24 protein-coding genes and 4 pseudogenes are annotated in these 24,098 nt (G+C 39.5%); 10 read left to right on the top strand and 18 right to left on the bottom strand.

The window, feature by feature from the left end:
• Positions 1 to 144 precede the first annotated feature (144 nt).
• The 9 genes and pseudogenes from hsdR to AC0L6R_RS04435 form a co-directional block, all read right to left on the bottom strand.
• Positions 145 to 2,563: pseudogene (hsdR, locus tag AC0L6R_RS04475) on the bottom strand (EcoAI/FtnUII family type I restriction enzme subunit R).
• A gap of 73 nt (positions 2,564 to 2,636) precedes the next feature.
• Positions 2,637 to 3,215, bottom strand: a complete 579-nt coding sequence (locus AC0L6R_RS04470; protein ID WP_473270098.1) for a four helix bundle suffix domain-containing protein — start codon at positions 3,213 to 3,215, stop codon at positions 2,637 to 2,639.
• 38 nt (positions 3,216 to 3,253) lie between these two features.
• Positions 3,254 to 4,153: a KAP family P-loop NTPase fold protein gene (locus AC0L6R_RS04465; protein ID WP_473270097.1), complete on the bottom strand. Its 900-nt coding sequence runs from the start codon at positions 4,151 to 4,153 to the stop codon at positions 3,254 to 3,256.
• Positions 4,129 to 4,653 (bottom strand): P-loop NTPase fold protein, encoded by a 525-nt coding sequence (locus tag AC0L6R_RS04460; protein WP_473270096.1) that lies wholly within the window; start codon positions 4,651 to 4,653, stop codon positions 4,129 to 4,131. Before AC0L6R_RS04460 ends, AC0L6R_RS04465 begins: the two co-directional genes overlap by 25 nt.
• Entirely contained in the window at positions 4,646 to 5,269 is a 624-nt protein-coding gene (locus AC0L6R_RS04455) for a restriction endonuclease subunit S (protein WP_473270115.1), read from the bottom strand. Before AC0L6R_RS04455 ends, AC0L6R_RS04460 begins: the two co-directional genes overlap by 8 nt.
• Positions 5,270 to 5,338: 69 nt before the next feature.
• Positions 5,339 to 5,860, bottom strand: a pseudogene (locus AC0L6R_RS04450) (restriction endonuclease subunit S); the annotation flags it as partial.
• Positions 5,857 to 6,030, bottom strand: a complete 174-nt coding sequence (locus AC0L6R_RS04445; RefSeq protein WP_473270095.1) for a hypothetical protein — start codon at positions 6,028 to 6,030, stop codon at positions 5,857 to 5,859. The pseudogene AC0L6R_RS04450 and the gene AC0L6R_RS04445, both read right to left, overlap by 4 nt.
• An 83-nt stretch (positions 6,031 to 6,113) precedes the next feature.
• Positions 6,114 to 6,374: pseudogene (locus AC0L6R_RS04440) on the bottom strand (N-6 DNA methylase); the annotation flags it as partial.
• A complete protein-coding gene (locus tag AC0L6R_RS04435) occupies positions 6,344 to 6,877 on the bottom strand; it encodes an HsdM family class I SAM-dependent methyltransferase (protein ID WP_473270094.1) in 534 nt (177 codons plus the stop codon). The pseudogene AC0L6R_RS04440 and the gene AC0L6R_RS04435, both read right to left, overlap by 31 nt.
• A 71-nt stretch (positions 6,878 to 6,948) precedes the next feature.
• On the opposite strand from AC0L6R_RS04435, the gene AC0L6R_RS04430 reads away from it, so the two are divergent.
• The gene (locus AC0L6R_RS04430) at positions 6,949 to 7,326 is read left to right on the top strand and encodes a hypothetical protein (RefSeq protein WP_473270093.1); all 378 of its coding nucleotides are present in this window, start codon (positions 6,949 to 6,951) and stop codon (positions 7,324 to 7,326) included.
• Positions 7,327 to 7,617: 291 nt separating this feature from the next.
• On the opposite strand, the gene AC0L6R_RS04425 is transcribed toward AC0L6R_RS04430, so the two are convergent.
• A complete protein-coding gene (locus tag AC0L6R_RS04425) occupies positions 7,618 to 8,022 on the bottom strand; it encodes a helix-turn-helix transcriptional regulator (protein ID WP_473270092.1) in 405 nt (134 codons plus the stop codon).
• Between the two features lie 556 nt (positions 8,023 to 8,578).
• On the opposite strand from AC0L6R_RS04425, the gene AC0L6R_RS04420 reads away from it, so the two are divergent.
• From AC0L6R_RS04420 to AC0L6R_RS04410, 3 genes are all read left to right on the top strand, one after another.
• Positions 8,579 to 8,836, top strand: coding sequence for a hypothetical protein (locus AC0L6R_RS04420; protein WP_473270091.1), 258 nt, complete (start codon positions 8,579 to 8,581; stop codon positions 8,834 to 8,836).
• A gap of 269 nt (positions 8,837 to 9,105) precedes the next feature.
• Positions 9,106 to 9,279 (top strand): hypothetical protein, encoded by a 174-nt coding sequence (locus AC0L6R_RS04415; protein ID WP_473270090.1) that lies wholly within the window; start codon positions 9,106 to 9,108, stop codon positions 9,277 to 9,279.
• A gap of 29 nt (positions 9,280 to 9,308) precedes the next feature.
• The gene (locus AC0L6R_RS04410) at positions 9,309 to 9,749 is read left to right on the top strand and encodes a DUF6266 family protein (RefSeq protein WP_473270089.1); all 441 of its coding nucleotides are present in this window, start codon (positions 9,309 to 9,311) and stop codon (positions 9,747 to 9,749) included.
• A gap of 151 nt (positions 9,750 to 9,900) precedes the next feature.
• Here the strand turns inward: AC0L6R_RS04410 and AC0L6R_RS04405 are convergent, their stop codons facing one another.
• Both AC0L6R_RS04405 and AC0L6R_RS04400 read right to left on the bottom strand, forming a co-directional pair.
• Positions 9,901 to 10,347: an alpha/beta hydrolase family protein gene (locus tag AC0L6R_RS04405; protein ID WP_473270088.1), complete on the bottom strand. Its 447-nt coding sequence runs from the start codon at positions 10,345 to 10,347 to the stop codon at positions 9,901 to 9,903.
• Between the two features lie 652 nt (positions 10,348 to 10,999).
• A complete protein-coding gene (locus tag AC0L6R_RS04400) occupies positions 11,000 to 12,166 on the bottom strand; it encodes a hypothetical protein (RefSeq protein ID WP_473270087.1) in 1,167 nt (388 codons plus the stop codon).
• A 204-nt stretch (positions 12,167 to 12,370) separates the two neighbouring features.
• Between AC0L6R_RS04400 and AC0L6R_RS04395 the strand changes: the two genes are divergently transcribed.
• The 3 genes from AC0L6R_RS04395 to AC0L6R_RS04385 all read left to right on the top strand — a co-directional run bounded on the left by AC0L6R_RS04395 (position 12,371) and on the right by AC0L6R_RS04385 (position 13,808).
• Positions 12,371 to 12,553: a hypothetical protein gene (locus AC0L6R_RS04395; RefSeq protein ID WP_473270086.1), complete on the top strand. Its 183-nt coding sequence runs from the start codon at positions 12,371 to 12,373 to the stop codon at positions 12,551 to 12,553.
• Positions 12,541 to 12,843: a type II toxin-antitoxin system RelE/ParE family toxin gene (locus tag AC0L6R_RS04390; protein WP_473270085.1), complete on the top strand. Its 303-nt coding sequence runs from the start codon at positions 12,541 to 12,543 to the stop codon at positions 12,841 to 12,843. The genes AC0L6R_RS04395 and AC0L6R_RS04390 overlap by 13 nt, the downstream gene beginning before the upstream one ends.
• A gap of 386 nt (positions 12,844 to 13,229) precedes the next feature.
• The gene (locus AC0L6R_RS04385) at positions 13,230 to 13,808 is read left to right on the top strand and encodes a transposase (protein WP_473270084.1); all 579 of its coding nucleotides are present in this window, start codon (positions 13,230 to 13,232) and stop codon (positions 13,806 to 13,808) included.
• Positions 13,809 to 14,332: 524 nt separating this feature from the next.
• On the opposite strand, the gene ettA is transcribed toward AC0L6R_RS04385, so the two are convergent.
• Complete coding sequence (ettA, locus tag AC0L6R_RS04380) at positions 14,333 to 16,012, bottom strand: energy-dependent translational throttle protein EttA (RefSeq protein ID WP_473270083.1); 1,680 nt, start codon at positions 16,010 to 16,012, stop codon at positions 14,333 to 14,335.
• Positions 16,013 to 16,144: 132 nt separating this feature from the next.
• Here ettA and AC0L6R_RS04375 point away from each other — a divergent pair, with 132 nt between their 5' ends.
• Both AC0L6R_RS04375 and AC0L6R_RS04370 read left to right on the top strand, forming a co-directional pair.
• Positions 16,145 to 17,392: a DUF349 domain-containing protein gene (locus AC0L6R_RS04375; protein ID WP_283414476.1), complete on the top strand. Its 1,248-nt coding sequence runs from the start codon at positions 16,145 to 16,147 to the stop codon at positions 17,390 to 17,392.
• Between the two features lie 76 nt (positions 17,393 to 17,468).
• A complete protein-coding gene (locus AC0L6R_RS04370) occupies positions 17,469 to 17,690 on the top strand; it encodes a DUF2795 domain-containing protein (protein ID WP_024284896.1) in 222 nt (73 codons plus the stop codon).
• Between the two features lie 213 nt (positions 17,691 to 17,903).
• Here the strand turns inward: AC0L6R_RS04370 and AC0L6R_RS04365 are convergent, their stop codons facing one another.
• The 5 genes and pseudogenes from AC0L6R_RS04365 to queA form a co-directional block, all read right to left on the bottom strand.
• Positions 17,904 to 18,629 (bottom strand): LytR/AlgR family response regulator transcription factor, encoded by a 726-nt coding sequence (locus AC0L6R_RS04365; RefSeq protein ID WP_283414477.1) that lies wholly within the window; start codon positions 18,627 to 18,629, stop codon positions 17,904 to 17,906.
• A complete protein-coding gene (locus AC0L6R_RS04360; RefSeq protein WP_473270082.1) occupies positions 18,626 to 19,666 on the bottom strand; it encodes a sensor histidine kinase in 1,041 nt (346 codons plus the stop codon). Before AC0L6R_RS04360 ends, AC0L6R_RS04365 begins: the two co-directional genes overlap by 4 nt.
• Positions 19,667 to 19,695: 29 nt before the next feature.
• Positions 19,696 to 20,541, bottom strand: coding sequence for a LiaF transmembrane domain-containing protein (locus AC0L6R_RS04355; protein ID WP_283414479.1), 846 nt, complete (start codon positions 20,539 to 20,541; stop codon positions 19,696 to 19,698).
• 219 nt (positions 20,542 to 20,760) lie between these two features.
• A complete protein-coding gene (locus tag AC0L6R_RS04350) occupies positions 20,761 to 21,450 on the bottom strand; it encodes a 2-C-methyl-D-erythritol 4-phosphate cytidylyltransferase (RefSeq protein ID WP_473270081.1) in 690 nt (229 codons plus the stop codon).
• Positions 21,451 to 21,550: 100 nt separating this feature from the next.
• Positions 21,551 to 22,601, bottom strand: a pseudogene (gene queA / locus AC0L6R_RS04345) (tRNA preQ1(34) S-adenosylmethionine ribosyltransferase-isomerase QueA).
• Positions 22,602 to 22,809: 208 nt separating this feature from the next.
• Here queA and AC0L6R_RS04340 point away from each other — a divergent pair.
• The gene (locus AC0L6R_RS04340; protein ID WP_283414482.1) at positions 22,810 to 24,057 is read left to right on the top strand and encodes an ABC transporter permease; all 1,248 of its coding nucleotides are present in this window, start codon (positions 22,810 to 22,812) and stop codon (positions 24,055 to 24,057) included.
• Positions 24,058 to 24,098 lie beyond the last annotated feature (41 nt).

Here is a 24,098-nt window from a genome sequence, read left to right as displayed (position 1 = left end):
GCAATTTCTGCAACACTTGCAATTTCCTTTCACCTTAGAATACCCTCTTCCTGTTCATAAAAGAAATCTGCATCACTTTTCTATCAGTGTATGCCAATTCTGATTTTATGTAAGAAAGGCTTGGTAGCTTAATTTTAAGATTTACTATGCCACTACATCCTTATACAAATACTGCTGAAACTCGATAAACATTTTTCTGACCTCTCCGGCATTTCCTAATACGCTAAGACCATCAGGTAAGCTTTGGTATTTGTTTTCGATTAAGGATTTCAGTTTGGAATCGTCAAGTTCCTCAATGCCTACTTCCACATATTTTTCAAGAACGAAATCAATAAATTCTCGCTGGTTCGTATTCAATAATGGAATTACAGCTTGTTTGGCTAATTGAGCACGTTCGGCTCTGGATTTAGCGATAAAATCTCCATTAAAAACATATTCCAAAACATCAAAAAGATCACTCTTCTCCATATTTACCAACTTCTGAAGGGTGAGAAGGTCATCCTTGGGAAATCCCATTTCATCCAAACTCTCTAAAAATGTACGTCTTGTTACTGGGTTGCCCCAAATAGCTCTTAACTCTTCTTCGTCTTTAAATAGCTTGGGAAGTTCTCCGAAAAGATCGGCCATAAATTCCTCTGAAGAAATCGGCTTTCCATCTGAACTCCAAAAAGAGGTGGACATCATGTGCTGGATCGTACGGTCTTTTCCTCTGGCTAATTTGACTTTTACTTTCTTTGACTTCTTATCACAGGTACATGGAGATTCACCACAAACAAGGCAAGGGGCTGCTGGCTCTTTGACGCAAACACAAATCAGTTCTCCGCACTCTTTGCATGGAGTATCCAAAGGGGGATCACCAAGTACTACTTCTGGTTCAGCAGGTTCACCATCCCATTCTGGATCAGCGAAATGATGGTTTGCATTTACATAATCGTAAATGGTGAAAAATTCTTTCCCATCGAAAACGCGTGTTCCCCGACCTACAATCTGCTTAAATTCAATCATGGAATTGACAGGCCGTAACAACACAATATTCCTGACATTCCTGGCATCCACTCCTGTTGATAGCTTTTGGGAGGTAGTCAGGATGGTAGGGATAGAATTTTCGTTATCCTGAAATTTTTTCAGCTGGGTTTCACCTTCTGCTCCATCGTTAGCGGTAACACGAACGCAATAGAAAGGGTCTTTGCTCTTACTCTCCTGATTGATCATATCTCGGATCAATGCAGCATGGGCTTGATTGGCACAGAAGACAATCGCTTTTTCTTTTTGATAACAATCTGCCAGATAGATTTGAACTCGCTTGCGCTCTCGTTCTTCTATCTCTATGGTTCGGTTAAAATCCTTTTCCTCATAGCGTTTTCCATCTTCGATTTCTCCCTCCAGAACTTCATCATCCGAAGTATAGATGTAATCATCCAATGTGGTCTGAACTCGTTTCACTTTGAAAGGGGTCAAAAAACCATCGTTGATTCCTTCCTTCAGTGAATACACATATATCGGTTCGCCGAAATAGCGGTAGGTATCTACGTTATCTTTTCGCTTAGGTGTGGCAGTCAAACCCAATTGGACAGCAGGAGAGAAGTACTCCATAATCGCCCTCCAATTACTTTCATCATTAGCACCACCTCTATGACACTCGTCTATGATTATTAAATCAAAGTAGTCTTTTGGATATTCCCCAAAATAAGGGGCAGGCTTTCCATGTTCATCTGTTCCTGACATAAAAGTCTGGAAGATGGTAAAGAACAAAGATCCATTAGTAGGGACTTTCCCGCTTTTCTTTATTTCTGATGGTTTGATGCGAACAAGCGCATCATCTGGAAATGCAGAAAATGAATTAAATGCCTGATTTGCCAAAATATTCCGATCTGCCAAAAACAAAATTCTTGGTCTACGGCTAGCTTGGTCAGGATGCTTGTCTCGATCATTAAGATTCCATCTCGTTTGGAAAAGCTTCCAAGCAATTTGAAAGGAAATAGCTGTCTTTCCTGTTCCTGTCGCAAGAGTCAATAGAGCGCGATCCTTTTGTTTGGCTATGGTTTCCAGTGTCCTCGCAACTGCTATTTTCCTGGTAATACCGAAGTTCCCATGTTCCTGACTTATCTTCAAAAGGTACAGCTGCAAATCGTTCTCTCCATTCTCCTGAAAAGTCCTCTTTTGCGTCAAATTGGGTTGTTGGGAAAGTCTTTTCCCATAACTCGTCGGGACTTAAAAAATCATCCACCAACCCTTCCAAACCTGACTCCATGCAGATTTGGTAGATATGGTTGCCATTGGTAGAGTAGGTAGTCGCTAGCTTTAATTTCTCAGCGTATTGCTTGGCTTGCATTACACCTTCGCCGACACTTTGGTTAGCACTTTTGGCTTCGATGATAGCTAGCTTAGTACCCTTGTAAACTAGAACGTAATCAGCGATTTGCTTTTTTCCACGACCGCCTACTTGAATCTTACCCGCGGTGATATGATATTCACGCAAGACTTTAGAGCCTTCCACAATTCCCCAACCCGCTTCTTTCAGTTTGGGGTCGATCAGTTCGGCGCGGGTTTCGGATTCGTTCATGGATTGGTGTTTTTTTGGGACAATTGGGACAGTTGGGACATCGTCGCAAGAGTCCCAAAAGTCCCAATTTCAATTATGGCTTTTTCTTTCTCTTTTCAATTCTCGCTCGGGTCATCCGCTCTCTCAATCCTCCTTCTTTTACAAAAGCAATCTCTAATTGCTTTATTTGCTGGTTAAGCAAATAAGTACAAATCTTGATTAACGTAATCATAGAATTAGCTACGATTTCAGGACTCTCATGCTCTATAGCTTTCTGGAATGTCTCGTAAGTAGGAGTTGGAGTACTTTTATTGAGCTCGCGAACGCGAGCGACCAGTCGGTGATCCTTGCCCCAAATCGGAAGCTTCTGGGTTCTCAGAAAATCCTCATAGTCGATAAGTAACTCTTCTAAACTAGCACGGGCAACATTAGTGAGCTTAATTTCCATTTCTTTGGAAGTTCCTGAAGCCATGCTTCCTTCGACAATATTTTGTTTGCCACTCCTTGCAGCTTGTACCATCTGACCAACTGTGCGATCATACTTATGAAAAAAGCGATTGGTAAAATATACCGTACCATCATAGATAATCTCCGCCTTCTGATAGCTAAACAGATTGCGGTAACCTCCATGCTGGGGAATAAATCCTTTTGTATCTTTTTCCTGATCGCTCATTAATCTTTAAATCGATATAAAAACCTGAATCATAAAAATTAGCTAATTCTCAAATTATTAAGTAATTCTATCCTTCCAGTGATATAATCCATATTTATTTTTCTAAAACTATCGTCGTTTCTTATTAGAGAAAGCTTATCTTCTAAAGAATCATTGTTATGAAAACTAGATTTGATTAAAAGCCCTCTGCCTAATCTTTCATTAACCCAAATTCCTTTTGGTATATTGTTTTCATCTTTAGCATATAAGTATAGTACTATAGCTTCAATTAATACAAAATCCACATTACTATTTCCTTTAGAAACTGGCCTTAAGATTTCATATAGTTTCCCTACTAATTCTTGATTTGTGAATTCTTTAGCAATTATTTTTTTATAAAATTCAGGATTTACGAATTTTATAAAAACCAAAGTAAATAGCGCTTCTGGATATGTGTGAGAAATTGTATGAAGGTTCTGAAAAATAAGTGCTGTGTGATTGAATATTTTTTCAATTTGTCTTAAACTGATTCCTGAATTTGAAAAAAGTGCTTTTGATAATTCATAGTATCTATTTTTTTCTTCTTCATAATTATAACTATTTCTCCTATTTTCAAGATTGAAGAATTCATTCATTCCTGATTTTTGAAACATGTATTGAATAAAATCTTCCAATTCTGGAGCTGGTATCGAATACTCCAAATCAATAAACCTTCTCAAATACTCTTCTGTATTTAGGTTTTCACTACCAAAATAACCTTTGATGGAATGTGAAAGCTGTTCTTTATCGATAGAGATCACGAATACGATTCCAGGAACAGAGAAAAAATGCTTTACTACTTCAAGGAATTCAACCGCATATTTGGGGTTACAACGATCAAGTTCATCTATAAAAAAGACCAAAGGCTTCTTTTCTAGTTTACTTATATAAGACTCTAATTCTGCCTGAAGTTCGTACATCCCTTTTTCTTATCTGCGTATTCATTTACTTCCTCTTCAAAAATAGATGCTGCATCTTCGGATAGTTTTTGAAAAGCTTCCTTTATTTGTTTTGTATCGACAACTTTTTCAGCAACCGCACTTAAAAATATTGGAATAAGTGACTTAGTTAATTTTGCTCCCTTTTTAAGCAATGGGCCGAATTCCTGCTTATCATAAATATCCAGTGACTTGAGTTCAGAAAGTATGGCTGATAATGGATCGTGATTAAAATCATGCTCCCAAGCGTTAAAAAAAAGAGTTTTCAATCCTCTCTCAGGCTGACCTAAATACAGTCGCCACATACGAATAAATGTTGTTTTTCCTTCGCCCCATTTATTATTGAGTCCTAAGACAAATCCCTCTTCATAAGTTTGGATGATACTGGTCAGAATCTCAGCATACTTTTTTCTGTCTAATCGACAATTTTCAAATGGGTCTCCAGCTGTAGCTTTTAGCTCTTGGCTTCTTAAACTACTCATACCTCAACCTCCCTTCCGTCAACTCTCCCGAAAACGCCTTCTGCAACACACTTTTCTTCAATTCTTCCAAGTCAGCTAGTTTCTGTTGATAGATTGCTTCTAGCTTTTGTGTTTCAGCTCGCATAATATCTATTTTTTGGACGATAGCTTGTTGTTCTATTACGGTGGGTAATTTTATTTCCTGAAGTTTAAATATCGAATGTGTTATATCTGGCTGAGCTGCTTTAAATGCTAATCCAAATACTCTTGATTTAAACTTTGGATTTTGTAACCAGTTAAAAAGGTAGTCTCTACTTAATTCTTTTGTTGGTACAATTTTAAAAGAGTTATTGTGAAGAACACCTCGTCTCCCCCTAAAAACTAAACCTAAAGAATTACCTGTTCTTGTATAAATAATATCCTCTGTATTTACCAAAGCATTTTTAGGATAATTTTCAGGATCAATAAATTGCTCTACGGTATTATTTCTTAGATCTTTTATTCTAAGCAAAGGCAAATCACTTTTTTCAACAATTGCATGCTTAGTTTTTGCATTTATAGCAATACCTTGATATAAAGAACAAACATCACCAAGAGTTTTAACTTTCCAATTTTGTGAGTTATCGTTAAATGCTATCTCCGAGTAGCTTTCAAAAAGTTCTTTGGCGTTTTTGAGGTTTTGTTCGGCATTGGCTTTGGCCTTGTCTATCGCCGCAAAGCACTCGTCTAAAATGGAAACAATACGTTGTTGTTCGGGGAGGGATTTGGGAAAGCATATCTCAATCTGTTTCAGATTTTTTAAAATAATTCTTCTTATCGCAACGCCAGTTTTCATTCCAATTGCCGTTTCTAGGAATGATGGGTCTTTTAAAATGTACTTCAATAAAAGAGGAATCAATAACCTTATTTTTAGGTCTTATAAATTGCTAATGATGAAAGCACTACAAAGTCTTTCTCGGAATCCACTAATTGAAACCTTACCAACAGTTCCATCCTTTGAAAAAAGAAGATCGCCAGAATTAGGTTTACATCCGTTTTTCAAAAGGGATTGATAATCACTTTTGTTAATGAACTTACAATTATCAAAGTCAATAATATCATTATCAATATCTCTAACAGTAATGTAAGGGTATTCGGCATCACCAGATGATTTTGGTGAAAAATGACTACCATCAGTAATTTGCTCACACACTTCGATCAATTTCTTTATTTCCCAACCCTCCTTCATATCAATTCCAAAATTGAGTTTAAGATATCCGCACTTTCCTCATCCAAGGCTTTCATTTCTTCTAAAATGGCTTGTGGAGATCGAAGGGCAGCTTCTTCTTTTTTATTTGGGTTCCTGACAGAGAGGTCGAAGGTGGTTTCGGCCTTTCTCGACTCCGCTCGAAATGACATCGGAGATATTTGACAGTCCAGCGAGTTTTCGCTATCCCGCGAATGTTTTTTGTAATTCCACAAAACTCCGCGAGATCATTTTCATTGAGTGGATTGGTCTTGCCTAAGTTGCGATCCAGATTAAGGGAATAGAACCATACCTTTTTTGTAGCGCTTCCTTTTTCGAAGAAGAGAACGACGGTTTTTACACCTGCACCGGTGAAGGTTCCTCCCGGAAGATCCAGCACGGTATGGAGGTTGCAGTTTTCCAAGAGTTGCTTTCGTAAAGCGACTGAAGCATTATCGGTATTACTTAGAAAAGTGTTTTTGATGACTACACCAGCTCGACCACCGGCTCTAAGGATTTTAATAAAGTGCTGAAGGAATAGGTGAGGCGGTTTCTCCTGTTCGGATCGGAAAGCTTCTCCTGCACTTCTGCTCTTTCTTTTCCTCCGAAAGGAGGATTGGCAAGCACCACATCGTATCTATCCTTTTCCTGAATATCCGCGATATTCTCAGCCAGCGTATTGGTATGGATGATGTTCGGAGCTTCCACACCGTGCAGGATCATATTCATAATCCCGATGATGTAGGCGAGTGATTTCTTTTCCTTTCCGTAGAAGGTACGCTTCTGAAGGATTTCAGACTCGGCAGTAGTCAGTGACTTGGAGTTTCGCATGTAATCGAAAGCCTCGCAGAGGAATCCAGCCGAACCCACCGCGCCATCATAGACAGTTTCGCCGATTTGGGGATTGACCACTTTGATGATGGTGGTGATCAGTGGGCGAGGAGTACTAGTATTCTCCACCATTTCGCCCTGCATTGCCCATGTTTTTGATTTTTCCTTCGTAGAGATGGGACATTTCATGCTTTTCGGCATAGGTTCGGGAAGCGTAATGAATCGATCAGATTGATTACTTCCCGAAGGTTGTAACCACTTTGGATTCGGTTCTTAAGTTCGCTGAAGATCTCTCCGATTTTGTATTCTATGGTAGCTGGACTTGCAGCAGAAAGCTTAAAGCTTTTGAGGTAAGGCCAGAGTTTGATATTCACAAAATCATTGAGATCATCGCCAGTCTTTGCATTATGGTGATCGAGTTCTCCGTTTGGAAGTTTAGGTGCCGCCCAAGTACTCCACTGATATTCCGGACTGATGATGGAGGTATAAGTTTTGCCTTCCAGTTCGGCAGCAGTAGCCCGATCCTGATCCAGATCATCCAGGGTATTTTAAGAAAAGTACCCAAGAAGTCTGCTCCACATAATCCAGCTCTGAGCCACAGCCCGCGTCTTTGTGAAGGATATCGTCTACGTTTTTAAAGGTTTGTTCGAACATTGGTTATTTAAGCTGTAAGGGCTTTTGTTTTCTAGAGAGTTAAAATTTAAAAAGCTTTCTAAAGATATTAGTTAAAGCTAGAATGAAAAATCATTTCGAATATAGAGAAATGATTTTTATTGGATCAATTTCTAAAATAAAGGATAAACATAAAGTGAGGTATATTGACTCTATAATGGACGTTCATATAAAAGTTTAATCTCCAATTATAGGTATTGGTTGCAGCCAAAAAAGCCTCTCTGAATCTCAGAAAGGCTATGCGAATTTGTAAGAAATTACTTCTCCAACATCTTTTTCATAATCTCCACTTTCTCCCGCTCCGATTCTAAAAGGCGCTCATAGAGCTTTTTATTCTCTTCCAATGCTTCTACCCATTTGTCGATTGGGTTAAAATTTAAAGAGCATTGGTTATTTATAGATCCTGCATTATCATGAAGAGTACTCGAGATAATATTGATAGCATGTTCTTCCGAAAAATTCTTAATCGCCTCAGCAGGTACTTTTAAAATCTCGGCCACCTGTCGAAGTAACTCATCCTCCACCTCTTCTTTTTGCTCAAGTAGGCTGATTTTCTTCTGGGACCAGTCCTCCCCTAGCTCAAAAGCCAAGGCCTCTTGTTTGATGCCCATCATTTCCCTGAAGCGCTTGATATTTCTGCCGTGGTGGATTTTCTCGTTCATAGTCTGCTAAGTGTTATGGGAAAGTAGGAAATTCTCTGCTAAGTCCTTGAACTAAATTATTCCATTTCTGGGAATGGAGCAAGGATATCACCGCATTGATTAAAAAATCTTGACAAAATGTGTCATATGGACACCAATTCTAAATGATATCGCCCATGCCTACGGCATTTCGGGAAATCTATTAACTCCAAATCCCAGCCATTGAAATGGCTGGCTATGTACATCGATCATGCCTACGGCATTAAGGCCATAAAAATCCGACCCTACAGGCTGGCTGCTCGCTATACACTTTAAAAGCTGCCTATCCCTTATCAGTCCCAGAGGGACGGCCCATCTTCTCCTAGCCAGAGGTTTTAACCTCTGCAAATAAAATAAATAGAAGATCTACCAAAGTCCCAGAGGGACGGACGATTTCAATTCAGTTTCAATCCTCATTAAACAAATGGTGCCACCCACCGGAATATTTTATCCTAGTTCACCCTCTAAAACATCCTTCATAAGAATACTTTAGCCTAATAAAACCAAAGACCTTAAGGTACATCAAAGCCTATTCAAGATGACACTTTCATTTGACCATTCCGAAAATGCACTATTCGAATACTACTCAGATCAAGATATCAATATGTACCTCTGGGAAATGTACCAATGCTGGATGCTTGAACTTTCACAATTAGATAAAACGCACCTAGATGTAAGCAATAGGCAATACTTCTTTGAACTCCTAGCTGCTCATATTTCTAAACAACAATTGCTCGATCGAGGTAAAACCCACTCAAGCCAAATAGCCCAAAGTACTATCCAAGAGACTGCATAAAAGAATCCAGGATAAGGCATTTTCTATTTACCTCTGCCAATGTCAACCTCTATCCCAAACTTTTCCCTGAGAGAAAATTGATAAAATGCTTTTGATCTTTAGGGTTTATCCAAGGTTTATACAGGGATTAGACAGGTTTTATATAATAACACCCTGCTTTTAACCTGTAAAAATACAGTTCAAAAAACGACTAATAATTGCTTAACCATTTGATCTTTAGATATTTATTTTTACTTTGTTTGTAGTTAAACTTTTAAACTCGAACAACTATGGCTACTATTTCAGAGTCCAGTGTAATTCAGCCTCAAGGAAAAGTGGGAGGTTTTACTTTTTACAAGCTCAATGGCAAAATCATTATGAGAAGTTTGCCCCGTGCTCCTCATAAGAACGGAACCAATCCCACCCCCTTCAAAAAGTATATCAAAATAGACTGGCAGAAGTAAATGATTATCTCAGACCTCTTTCCCGGGTATTGGATTTTGGATATCAGAATTATCTAGACCAAAAAACCGGGGTAAATTGGGCGCATACCAATGTATCCACCAAGGGGTATAATCATAAAGCTAATCCACGAATAAATCCTGCCTTCTTACAAATCAGCAGGGACAGTCTTTTGGGAGCTGAAGCCCCTTTGGCAATTCGGACAGCAGACGGAATTACTGTCTCTTGGAAAGACAACTCAGTGGAAGGAAATGCCAGTGAAGGAGACAGTGTGACGATTCTATTGAACCAGCCGGAATTACAAAAGCATATCTGGATAAAGGATGCTGGGAGAAGAAGAAACTTGCAAGCATTGGTAGCACTTGAGGGCGAAAATTCGGAAAGGGACTGGGAAGTGTACTTAACTTTTTACAGACCTCTGAATAATAAAAAACTAGTAATCTCTGATTCTATTTACTTGGGAAGGGTATAGGAGTTGGATCTGATAATCTGATAACCTTTGAGGTTTTTAAAACCTCGAAGGTTTATTTACTTTAACCGCTGAGGACGCTGAGTTGATCGCAAAGACCAAAATATCAGTTTCCAGTCGCAGTAAGCAGTCTCAGTATGGACTTAAAAATGCTTTATTCGAGGCTCTTGACAAATTGATCAATCTCCTCCAAATACCAACCCCCAAAGCCTTTATTATCATAGTCCACCTGAAAACCAGCGAGATGCTCTCCTTCGAATTGGACAACAGTACAATTTTCCCCTAATGTATTACCAAGAGCTAAGGCATCTTCATAAGTAGTAATTGTATCTTCAGATGCAGTTAAGATCAAAAGTGGAACCTGAATAGAATTGACCGATTTTTGGTAATCGGTTGACTCCTCAGGAAGGAGGACATGTTTGCCTAATTCCTTCAGTCTTTCTGCTACAGTTGAGGTATTGGTTACGTACCCCTCTCCAATGATAAAATCTATTTTACTTTTTATGTCAGGATATGCACGAGATATGATAGTTGTCCCCATGGACATTCCCAGAACACCTATTTTTGATTCCTTAAGAAGGAGCTGTGAGATGGCTAACATTTCTCCAAGCTGCCCAAAGGTCCTTGACTTAAGGGAGACGGTCAATTTGCTCCAATACTATCAAAATCCAAATTGTCAGATTTCTTCATTAATAGCCGATTGAGGTTTCAAATTTTTAAACAAAAAATTTTTCTTACAAATCCAGATTTTTAGAGAGCTGGCTTTTTGGCACCCCATCTGAATAAAAAGAAACCAATTGATACTATGATTAGCAATGCTAGGAGCATTCCAACGAAATAGCCTATACCATAAAAGCTTGAAAAATCGAATGCTTGATTTTTAAGTGTAAAAAGGGCGGAAATCCCGAAAAACACCATCCAAAGTACTCCCACAATTTTTGATACTGTCTTCAAAGTCTTCATACTATATAATTCTTAGTTAAGATATGTGATATCCTTCCAATAAACAACAAGTAATAGTTTTTACTCCTGCTGCTCAACTATAGAAAGTTTAATCTTTAATCAAGATCGTATAAATTAAAATCCCACAAAAGCGGATAAAACACCAAAAATTAGCCCATTGTTGAGGATTGAGACCTCCTAGTATTTGAAGTTTTTAAAAACTAGCAGATTAATAATCTATTGATCAGTATTCGAGATAACGCTGCCTATTCATAGGAATTCGAAGGGCTCGGGAGCAGGGATTGATTTGGCTATTCCTTTTCTCTTAACTCATAGATATAGTAGCACTGATAATCCTTCTCAAACTCATGGAGTTCGGCTTGATCTCCGTACTGTAAATACCTATTTGGTCCCACATTTAATTGCAGACTTCCTGGCAATGTCCACTCGACCTCCTTCCCAAGTAATTTTCCATCCCTAATTAAAAAGTAAAATCTCTTTTTGGTTTGAATTAATTCCTCGCCATCCTGTTTACCAGCATTTAAAGCTGCCAAATCCAAATCGTCCCCCGTCTGGTAACCTACTAAGACCTCATCCCCATTTCCCATCATTTGATCAAAGGCTCCACCCAGCCTGACATTTTCAGACCTATACTCTTTAACGCTAGTAAATGAAGCATCTTCCATTGGAATATCCTTGACAATATCAGGCTGTATTCTATTCAACTTGATTTGATTTACAACGCTGAAATTTTGATTTGGGTCTAGTTGGTACAGAGTGGTATCACCGCGTAAAATAGTGGAAATATACTTCGATTGAAGGTCAGAAAAATAGACGGGCTTGTCCATAAACGGATAAAACCTTCCCGAACGAAATTTCCCATTTTCATTCAATTCCCCTCCTTTTAAAACAGATCCAGTACGAACATCCAGCAGATGAACCATGTTTAGAGTATCATAATAATCCAATGGGTATGGCTGCAAATAGCCATCATTTAGATTTGCGATAGCACTTAACTCACCCATTGAAGATTTATAAGTGCTGAGATTGTCCAAGGTGAAATGAACCAACTTGACTCTCGGATTTTGCTCAAAAGGAAACTTCCGAAGTTGCTTAAATTCAAGATCATAGACAAAAACCTCTCCATCTGAGACAAACATAAGCTCATCCCCAATAAAGCCAGCTCTGAGTAGAACCATCCCAAATGCGTCTGGCCCTTCGGACAGTTTATTTTCCGCTACTATCTCTCCATTTTTATCTAGTAGCATGTAATGTCCCTCCATACTCATCTGCTTAACTGTCAAGTACAATTCTTTTTCATGGTGGTAGTCAAGAATCCGAACTGTCTCCAGAATATCCGTGACTAGGGAGTCAACTTTCACGAATTCGAATTCCAGGATTTCATTGGATTTCACTGTCTTTTCTCCGCATGAAAAAATCAAGAATAAAAGACCTATTAAAGAGAATTGGAGCTTCATTTAATTGTATTTTTAGCTAATCTATTAAAATTTCGTAACAATACAACTTATTCTTTCGTCCTAATAAATCTCGTTCAAGTGTGATCAGAGGGTTTAAAGGAAACGTTACATTTTTTAACAAAACGAAAAAGACAGGCATTTAGACTTGGTTAGAAAAAGCATCCCAAATCCTAAAATCACTATATTTGATTAAACCCTTTCAATATGTTAACTAAAAAATTGGTAAAAAAGCAATTAGAGAAACTTCCTGAGGAGTTTTCTTTAGACGACTTGGTAGAGCATTTAATTCTAGTCCAAAAATTAGAAACTGGGCTCAAAGATTCCGAGGAAGGTAAAGTGATTTCAGACGAAGAACTGGATCAAGAAGTAAACAAATGGTTCGAGTAAATTGGACAGATCAAGCAGTTAACGATTTGAAAGAAATTGCTGAATACATCAGCAAGGACTCCAAACGCTATGCTAAAATTCAAATCCAAAGAATAAGGCAGAGAACCTATATTCTGAAACAATATCAACTAGCTGGCCAAAAGCTAGAAATTTTCGGTGAGTTAAATATCCGACAACTTGTCGAGGGGAGTTATATAATCCTATTTCGTACAAAAGGAGATACTCTGGTAGATATTTTGACCGTTCACCATTCAGCTAGGGATTTAAATAGAAGAACTCAACTTTTCTGAAATTGAACTAAAAAACCCTCAAAACCTTATTAATTCTGAGGGTTTAACTAATAAATTTTCGTAGGAAATAAACCTCCGAAGTATTTTCTACTCCGGAGATTTTCTTTTAGACTGCTTCGTACCTCGTAGTGACGAAACGTTTTTAAGATTTTGATTTAATGGTCAAAAATAGTTGGTAAAAGCTGTGTAAACTATTGATTTACTGTCTTTTGTGACAACCTTATTGAAAGTGGTTTCAATAAGGTTGTTTTGTTTTATGGAAAAGTCAAAAAAAAAGGTGTTGGGCATGTGGCTTTCTGGACTCAATCAAGTGGGGAAAGCAAGGCGGCAAGCAGCGATATAAATGCAAAAACTGCGGGATTCTCTTTACCGGTTCGAATCCATCGGTGGCCAAGTCCAACCAATTTATATGGTTTGAAAAGTGGGTTATCGGCAAGCAAACATTGGAGCAATTGGTTGTTCTCACAGGGTACAGTAAAAGCACCATCCAGCGGCTGTTCAAAGGCTATTTGAAAGAGCCACCGATGCTGAGTGTTTACCCCTCTGAGCGTGTAAACCTGATCATTGATGGCACTTATTTCACCAACGACTTGTGTCTGATTCTGTATCGGGACAACACCGTCAAGTTTACCCAGCTCTACCGTTTCAGTAGTGGAGAACGGTATGAGGAGCTGAAAGAAGACCTGGAAAATCTGCTGGCTCTTGGTGTTCAGATTGAATCCATCACCTGTGATGGTCACCGGGCTCTACTACGGGCGGTGAAGAAAGTTTGCCCCGATGTGACCCTTCAGCGATGTGTGATCCATGTCCAGCGTATGTGCAGAATATGGCTTTCCAGTAAACCAAAGAGCATTCCTGGTCGAGGAACTTCGAAGAATCATCTCTACACTGCATCTGATCCGTACCCAACAGCAGCTCAGCTTTTGGCTGCTGGATCTGGCCAATTGGGATGCCCGTCATCATGAGTTTGTGCATGAGAAAACCGTGAACCCCACCACTGGAAAATACTGGTATAAACATAAGCTGTTGAAGCGTTCCTTCTCTGTAATTATGAGCGCACTGCCCAATTTGTTTCACTATCTGGAAAACCCAAAAATACCCAAATCAACAAACGGTCTGGAGTCGTTCTTCGGACATTTAAAAAACAATCTCAATGTCCATAGAGGACTTTCGAACGCAAACAGAAAAAGCTTTTTGAAATGGTATCTGTACTTCAAAAATCAACAAGGTAAAAGGTTTTCCAAGCCATGGGACAAGAAGAATGAAGCATGAAAAAAGGGCTCCGAAAAAACGAAGCCCTTCCATTCCACTTGACAGATTTTATTGCTGGTAAGTTGCTCCTCAGCAGAGCTTACGTCCTCTTCAAATCTGTCGCAGATTATAATGAAATTTTATACCAAAGTCACCAACTATTTTTGACCACATTACCAAGATTTTAGCATTCGTCTTTTATTTGACTACCTGAATACTGATCACTGCCACTGCCTACTTACTTCAAATTCTTATATCGAATCCTCTTAGGCTCTACATCACCCAATCTTTTCTTCTTATTCTCTTCATAGTCGGAGAAGTTTCCTTCAAACCACACCACTTGAGAATCTCCTTCGAAAGCCAAAATATGCGTACAGATTCTATCCAAGAACCATCTATCGTGGGAGATGACTACTGCACATCCGCCGAAGTTTTCCAAAGCTTCTTCCAGCGCTCGAAGTGTATTCACATCCAAGTCGTTGGTAGGCTCATCGAGAAGCAATAGGTTTCCACCTTCTTTCAGTGTCAGCGCCAAGTGAACCCGGTTTCGCTCACCTCCGGAAAGCACACCGACTTTTTTCTCCTGATCTCCTCCACCGAAGTTAAACTTAGAGACATAAGCTCTAGCATTCACTTCTTTATTACCCAGCATCATCAGCTCATTTCCCTCGGAAATTGTCTGGTACACTGTCTTGTTTGGGTCCAAGGAATCATGTCCTTGATCCACATAAGCTAGTTGCACTGTCTCGCCAACCTCAAAATTACCAGCATCAGGTTTTTCCTGTCCAGTGATTAATTTGAAAAGCGTGGATTTACCCGCACCATTTGGCCCGATTACTCCAACTATGCCACCTTGTGGCAAAGCAAAAGTCAAGTTTTCGAACAACAGCTTGTCTCCATATGCTTTAGAAACGCCATTCACCTCAATAACTTTGGCTCCAAGACGAGGTCCTGGAGGAATAAACAATTCAAGCTTCGCTTCTTTCTCTTTGGACTCCTCTCCCACCAATCTATCATACGCACTCAAACGAGCCTTACCTTTCGCCTGACGGGCTTTCGGGGTCATTCTGATCCACTCCAACTCTCTTTCCAATGTTTTCTGACGCTTGGATTCAGTCTTTTCCTCTTGCTTCAATCGGTTTTGCTTTTGATCAAGCCAAGAAGAATAATTTCCTTTCCATGGAATACCCTCGCCACGATCCAGCTCAAGAATCCAACCGGCAACGTTATCCAAGAAGTATCTATCATGCGTTACTGCGATGACAGTTCCCTTATAATTCTGAAGATGTTGCTCCAGCCAATGTACTGACTCAGCGTCTAGGTGGTTGGTAGGTTCATCGAGCAACAATACATCCGGCTCCTGTAATAAAAGTCGGCAAAGTGCCACTCGTCTCTTTTCACCACCAGAAAGATTAGCGACGTTAGCATCACTAGGAGGAAGTCTAAGCGCATCCATAGCTTTATCCAGCATCACGTCAAGTTCCCACGCGTTAGCTGCGTCAAGCTTCTCCTGCACCTCGCCTTGCTTCTCAATTAGCTTATCCATAGCGTCAGGATCTTCCATCAATGCTGGATCCATGAATTTCTCATTGATAGCTTCAAATTCTTTTAACAAAGCGACCGTCTCAGAAACCGCTTCTTCTACGACTTCTTTTACTGTTTTGGTAGGATCAAGCTTTGGTTCCTGCTCCAGCATCCCCACGGTGTATCCAGGAGACCAAACAACCTCACCTTGGAATTCCTTGTCCATTCCAGCGATGATTTTAAGAAGAGAAGATTTACCCGAACCGTTCAAACCGAGAACACCGATTTTGGCTCCATAAAAAAATGAGAGGTAGATATCTTTAAGGACTTTTTTCTGTGGCGGATAAATTTTTGAAACTCCTGCCATGGAAAAGATGATTTTTTCTGAACTCATGCGTTATATTTTTACTTAGAAATTGCGCTTAAGAATCAAAGATGGCAAAAAAACCGCTTTCTTAGGATAAGTGCTTTTGAATTAATTAATTTGCGGAAATTCGAAAACCGCCACCTAACCTACTGTAGAGCAATGGAGCATCCGTATGGATATATCAAAAACGACAAAGTTTATTTGAGGGGATTTTTGGGGCAGGACGATAGGGTAATCGGAGAAGTAAAAGAAGATGAGGCCTCTACACTTAAATATTTTGAGGATAGATTTGAACAACTCAAACAAAAAGTAGAGAAACTCAAGAATGATATTCAGGAAAACCAGAACAAGGGGTCTTTCCTGATGAAACTTATTCACCTCAGAGAATCTCTTATGCAATCTGATGCATTGGGAGATTTCGAACCCCTAATTAAAGATCTTAGCGAACAAGAAGAATTCCTGAACGAAATAATTCAGGTAAATCGCACCAAAAATCTTGAGGTCAAAAAAGCATTGATTCAAGAAGCCGAAGAGAAAAAAGACGATACAGACTGGAAAGAAACTACCGAGTTTTACAAGGAATTAAAACTCCGCTGGATCAAAACCGGCCCTGTTGATAAGGAACATCAGGAAGAAATAGAAGGCACTTTCAACGACATCGTGCAGCATTTCTTCGAAAACAGAAGACATTTCTTCGAAGGACTCGCACTTCAGGCTGAAGAAAATATCAAAGTATATGAAGCGTTAGTTGTTCAGGCTAGGGAAGCACATGATTTTCCTGATGCTAAAACTGCTTTTGATATTTCAAAGAAAATCCAACGTCAATGGAAAGAAGCCGGTAAAGTACCCGCAGAGAAGAGACAACCGCTATGGGATGAGTTTTCCAGATTGAACAACCGAATTTTCTCCAGATACAAAAGGACCCTTCAAACTGGACCGCAAATGAACCCAAGGGAACTAATGCGGAAGGTGGAGACTTTAACGGAAGAAATCAAAACATTAGCAGGTAAACCAACGTCATACGAACTCATTGGGAGAGCCAAAGCGATTCAGGAAGAATGGAGAAAATTACCCCCACGCAAACCAAGAGAGGCTAATTTGATCGTGAGGTCATTCCAATTCTTCTCCGACATCGTATTTGAGAAAGCTTTCTTAGAGAAACTTGTTCATGGTAAGTACCCTGACTTTGACGAAAAACCAGAAGCGGAACAAATTCAGATAAAAACTGCTTTACTAAAAGATTTATTGAAAAGAGATCAAACTGAGCTGGAAGCGGCACAAAACAATACGGAGAATTTCCGCGTTCAGTCAGCTGATTTTGATATAATGATGAAGAAAAAACTATTTGCCGTGAAGAGAAAGGTTGATGTAAAAAATTATATTTTGAAGCAACTTTCTTTTAAATAATAAAACAACGCTGAATATTTCAAAAAAAGAATAATTTTGCACCCTTTAACTCCGGAACTCCTTTAAAACAAACACTATGTACTGGACACTCGAATTAGCATCCTATTTAGAGGACGCACCCTGGCCAGCCACCAAGGATGAATTAATTGATTATGCCATCCGATCCGGCGCACCAATGGAAGTAGTAGAAAACCTTCAAGAATTAGAAGATGATGGAGAACCTTATGAGACCATCGAAGAAATTTGGCCAGATTATCCGACCAAAGACGATTTCTTCTTCAACGAAGACGAATATTAAATGAAAAAAGCCCTGAGCGATCGGGGCTTTTTCTTTTTTGTAACCTGGACTATTTTAACCACAGAGGAGCAGAGATCTCGCAGAGTCACTAAGTAGTTCGCATGACCTTGCAGTCTGAAGATTCAATTAGTAAAAGTATTCAGGCTTGAATACTCGCAACTGAAAACTGCGACTGATCCCTGACAACTAAAAACTGCAACTGCTCACTGAAAACTATAAGCCCAAAACCTGTCTCAGCCTAGAATACCCTGTCTTACTCACTGGCACCTTCTCACCTCCTCTTAATAACACCAGGTAATTATCGCGCTCATAGGGCTCTATTTTGGTGATCTCATTCAAATTGATCAGGTATGACCTATGCACACGCACAAACTTACTGGGATCCAAAGCTTCCTCGAGAGATTTCATGGTCATCTTCTTTAAGTATTTACCCGAAGCTGTATGAATAGCGATGTAATCGTCCTCGGCCTCAAAAAAAATCGCTTCGTGTGTAGGAATAATTTTGATCTCATTCTTAACTCTGACCACCAGCCGATTTCTTTTTTCAGCCAACTCATTCAGTTTTTGAGTGCTTTCGTCTGCCCCCGCTTGCTGGGCAAGAAACTTATCTATAGCCTGATTAAATCGCTCCTGAGAAAAAGGTTTCAGCAAGTAATCAATCGCCATCGCATCAAAGGCTTTCAGAGCATACTGATCGAAAGCCGTAGTGAAAATAACCGCCGGAGGCTCATCTAGGAGTTCGAGCATTTCAAAACCGGTGATTTTAGGCATCTGTACGTCCAAAAAAATCAAATCGGGGTTATGTTCTTGAATAGCTTTAAGTCCCTGAAATCCATTTTGGTAAACTCCTACGAGTTCAAACTGAGGGAAATTTGCTAAAAACTCCTGCACAATACTAGCAGCCAATGGCTCATCATCTATGATTAAAGTTTTGATCATTTCTGTTGGGGTATTTTTAAAATAACAGTAAAAAGCGAGTCCTCAGCTTTAGACTCCAAGAGATCTTTCCTGCCAAAAAGCAAAAATAGTCGCCGATCTACTGAACTTAATCCAAAGCCAGTTCCTTTGGGAGCAGCCACCTCAGGATCAAAAGGATTTTCGATTTTCAGCATCAAATAATTTTGCTCCTTATATGCTTGAACAAGTATTTTCACGTCCTCCGTGATCCCATAAAGCCCATGTTTTATGGCATTCTCCAATAGCGGCTGAATCAATAACTGGGGCACTCGCATTTGCTTTACTTCATCAGCCAAATTAAACACCACCTCTAACCTATGCCCAAATCGCACCCGCTCTATATCCAAATACATCTTTAAATAAGTCAATTCCTCGTCTAAGCTCACCCATTGCTGATGGTCTTTTCTGATTGTTCCGCGAAGAAAATCTGAAAGCTGAAGCACCATTTCTCTGGCTTTTTGAGGTTGAGAGACAGTGAGTGCACTTATAGAATTCAGACTGTTAAATAGAAAATGTGGCTGTAGCTGCTGTCTCAACTGGGTCAACTCTGCTTCCCGAGAAAGTTCATTCATCATCACCTCTCTTTTCTGAGTTTCATTTTGCTGTTCTAATTTCGAAACTACAATTGCAATGAGCCCTACAAGTGTCTCCGCCAATCCCAAAATTGCCCATCTGAGGTAAAAGTGCGACTTGAGAAAATTCCGGTAAGTCTCCTGATCAGAATAAATCCACCTGAGTAAATATTGGTGAGAAAGAACAGCCAAGAAACTGAATATCAAAGGCACTCCCAGGAGCAACCAGTTATTGCTTCCTTTGGGAATATAAAAGCCGAAAACCCGATCCAGCATATTTACTCCCAGAGAGAAAAGCAAGGCAAAAACCAAGGAATCGACTATAGCTGTTGACTGATCAATTCCATAAAAAACTAGCAGCCCAAATGTAACAAGGAACCAGATTACTCCGGCTCCTTGTACGATCCAAATACTTTTAGAAGGGTTTGAAAATGCTTTAGAAAACAAAATTTGGTGGTTTTAAGAAAGGAATTTCGTTAATAAGATTTGATTTCCAAGCCACCAAAGAAGACTGTTCCCCTGATCACCATAACTTTATCTGAATCCACTTCCGACTGACGGTACACCCGCTTATCTTCCACTCCTGCAGCGATGTTGGTTACTTCTACCCGTACATCCCAGTGCGGAGGAACTACTAATTTCACACCGCCGAAAATCACATCTACCTGAAGGGTCACCATGCCAGAAAAGTCTGATTGAGTCAGGTCTAGGTCAATCCCCCCAAAGGCAGCAGTCAGTTTACCTCCTTGGAAATTCTTGGTAAGCATTCTTTTATTTATTCCGCTGAAGATAGAATCTATAGAAACACTATCTGAGTAGCTGGTACCAGAAACACCAGACATTCCTGAGTAAGATTTAGCTCCGGAAGCTTGGCTTGAAAAAGAAGATTTTTCTCCTTTATTATACTCCTCGCCTATTTTATATTCCTCACCAGAAGCTGGGGAAGCGGTAGATTTAGCCCTGATTTTTTCCTGAATATCATTTAAAACCTGCTGCTCTTGCCGCTTTTTTGTAATCAGATAAATACCGACCAGGATAAGAGCTATTGGGAAAATAAATCGCTGCAATCCGAAATGAAAATCAAACTCCTGCTCAAGTAAAAAGAATAAACCTACACCTAGCATCAATACTCCAAAGAAACTTTTGAACTCATGCTTAACCAAAGTAATCACCCCTATTGCGATTAAAATCATCGGCCAGGATAGTAACCAATCAGGATAGAAAATATCTAGCTTTCTAAGTAAAATCAGGACACCTACTGCGAGGATTATAAATCCGAAGACCATCCCTCCATCATTGTTGTTTATGCGATTTCGTTTCATCTGTTTTGTAATTAGTTTTGTAAAGCCAAATTTAATCTCGCCTGGTTAGTCATCATTCCTGCATAAGGCTTCTGATTCCTGCTCGATTTCATCTCATTCATTTTTTAATGATGATCGAAAGTACTGGACGGGACATTCTTAAGAAATGAACAAAAGGCCAACTCAACCTAAAAGTCGGTGAAACACATAAAAAAGTCGGTGAAATTTCACCCGCAATTTTTACCGATCTGACGATTGCTTCGCTGCGATAAACTCCGCGTAATCCATATCTTCAGGAGTAGTAATCTTGATGTTTTCAGGATTTCCTGAAATCAACGTCACTTGCCAACCTTGATTTTCATACACAGTAGCATCATCGGTAAACTGTTGGAGTTCGGTTACTGCAAAAGCTTTTTTGATTTTCTTTACTTGGAAAGTCTGAGGGGTTTGCACCAAGCGAAAATTTTGCCTCTCCTGATAAAATGACTTTCCATCAGCTGTCAGCTTCCTGATTGAATCTTTCAATGCAATGACAGCAATGGCACTACCCTGTTGCTGGGCAGTTTCAAAACTTTCTGAGATTACTTTTATGTCTACAAAGGGACGAACTCCATCGTGGATAGCGACCAGTTCGGTCTCAGGGTTCAGAGAATTCAAGCCGTTTCTCACAGATTGAAACCTGGAATTGCCACCTGCTACCAATCGATGAGAGATAGTGAATTGATAATGCTGACACAGCTCTTCCCAATACGAAAAATCATTCTCGGGCAAAACTAGAATTAATTCAATAGATGGATCGACGCTATAAAACACAGAAAGTGTGCGCATCAATACCGGCTGCCCAGCAATGGGTAAATATTGCTTGGAAATAGGACTGCCCATTCTGGTGCCTCTTCCGCCTGCGACTAGGATTGCAGCTTTGTTTGTCATACTAGATTTGCCCAAATGTAAAGAATCAAACTTGCTCAGATTTTACTTCAAAGTTATATCTGTGTGAACATAAAAAAAGCTCCTTTCGGAGCTTTCAGTTTTAAAGGATCAACATCGCGTCTCCGTAAGAGAAGAATCGATATTTTTCTTTGATGGCTTCTTTATATGCTTTCATCACCAAATCGTAACCTCCGAATGCCGCTGCTGTCATTAGCAAGGTAGATTCTGGAAGGTGGAAATTAGTAATTAACGAATTAGCGATTTTAAACTCGTAAGGAGGAATGATAAACTTATCTGTCCAGCCAGCACTAGCTTTCAAACGACCGTTTGCAGTCACCGAGGACTCAATCGTTTTCAATGAAGTTGTACCCACAGCTACCACTCGCTTTTTAGCATCCAATGATCTATTCACCAATTCTACAGTTCTATCAGGAATCTCATAGTTTTCGGAATCCATCTTATGCTTAGTCAGATCTTCTACGTCTACCTGACGGAAAGTCCCCAAACCAACATGAAGAGTAATAGGAGTCACATCAACACCCTGAAGCTCTAGCCTTTTTAGCAAATGAGGAGTAAAGTGCAAGCCAGCTGTAGGTGCTGCAACAGCGCCCACATTCTTAGCGAATACAGTTTGATATCTTTCTTTATCTTCTGCTTCTTACTTTTCTTTCAATAAATTCCTTCAAAAGAGGGGTTTCACCAAGCGTATCTATAGTCTTATGGAATTCTTCTTCAGTCCCATCAAACAAGAAGCGAATTGTACGACCTCTAGAAGTAGTGTTGTCAATTACTTCCGCAACAAGATCAGAATCTCCGAAATACAGCTTATTACCTACTCTGATTTTACGAGCTGGATCTACCAACACATCCCAAAGTTTCAATTCCGCATTTAATTCCCTTAAAAGAAACACCTCGATTTCTGCACCGGTTTTCTCTTTGTTGCCATAAAGCCTTGCAGGAAACACTTTGGTGTCATTAGTAACAAAGACATCACCTTCACCAAAGTATTCGATAATATCTTTAAAAACTCTGTGTTCAATTTCACCAGTATCACGATGGACAACCATTAGCCTGGATTCATCCCTGTTGGCTGCTGGATAATGAGCTACTAGTTTCTTTGGAACGTCAAATTTGAAATCCGATAATTTCATATGTTTATTATTTGTCTTTTAAAGGCCTTATGGAATCTCGCAGGGCTGATAAACATGCCAATATGTGTCGTTTCCGACATGCTCGATTTCATAGTTAAGTTTTAGATGTCTTGAGTGATTTAGAATATCTCTAAAAAATGCAAAGATACTAACAAAATCAGGCAATTTCAGCTAACTTGACAAATTGTTTTAAACCAACTATTAACGCATGCTCTTTTTCAAACTCTCATGGGAAAGTTTTCGCTTCGCGATCGCAGCATTAAAGACTAGTCTCACGCGTACCATATTATCCCTATTAGGGGTGACAATTGGTATTTTCGCCATTATAGCTGTATTCACCTTAGTCGACTCTTTAGAAAATAACATCAAATCATCCTTTTCATTTCTAGGCACTAATGTAATGAGAGTGGATAGATTCCCTTATGCAAACGGGCCACAGGATTACCCTTGGTGGAAATATTTCCGAAGACCCCCCGGTACTGTAGCTGAATATGAATTTCTGCAGCAAAGGTTGACATCTGCGGAAGCGGTCACAATTGCAGCATCTGCTAATACAACTGTAAAAGCCGGAAGCAATGCCTATCAAGGTATGGCTCTTACCGGTGCTGTCTACTCCTATCAAGATGTCTATGAGCTATCCATTGAGGAAGGTAGATATTTTACACCCTCAGAAATAAATGCCTCAAGGAATTTAGCAATCATAGGAAGGGAAATTGCAAACACGCTTTACCCACAGCAAGAAGCACTTGGCAAACCCATTAAAATCAGAGGAATGAAGTTCACCGTGATCGGTATCTTTGAGGAAGAAGGAGAAGGCTTATTTGGCGGTGGGTCTAAAGACGAAGCCTGTCTAATCCCTTATGGAGCTTTTACCAAAATGTACTATACGGGAAGAAACGGTCTGGAGCCAGTGATCGCAGTGAAGGGCATGGAAGAGGACATCGGGCTAGTTGCTTTAGAAAATGAAATGACAGGATTACTTCGTGCCAAAAGAGGACTAAAACCAAGAGACGAAAATAATTTTGCATTAAACAAAACTGAGTTTATCCAAAATGCCATAGGATCCGTATTTGACGTCATTTCTATCGCAGGATGGGTAATTGGTGGATTTTCAATACTTGTAGGCGGGTTTGGTATCGCTAATATCATGTTCGTGTCTGTTCGAGAACGAACAAACATCATAGGTATCCAAAAATCATTGGGCGCAAAAAATTATTTTATCCTTTTCCAATTTCTATTTGAATCTATTTGCCTTAGTCTAATCGGAGGAATTACAGGAATAATTATCGTCTATTTCCTAACCTTTATTCAATTGGGAACTTTGGAGATCGTACTATCGATCAGCAACATTGTATTAGGCTTGGGAGTTTCCACTATTATCGGAGTAGTTTCAGGAATTGTCCCTGCTACTTTAGCTGCAAGAATGGATCCTGTAGAGGCGATCCGGACAACCTAAATAGCACAGAGCATATAAAGCAAAAAGCGGTTGTCAATAAT

The sequence above is a fragment of the Algoriphagus sp. 10J20-15 genome, from assembly GCF_055809615.1.
The sequence above is the reverse complement of the archived record's forward strand: the minus strand, read 5'-3'. Positions and strand labels throughout refer to the sequence as shown.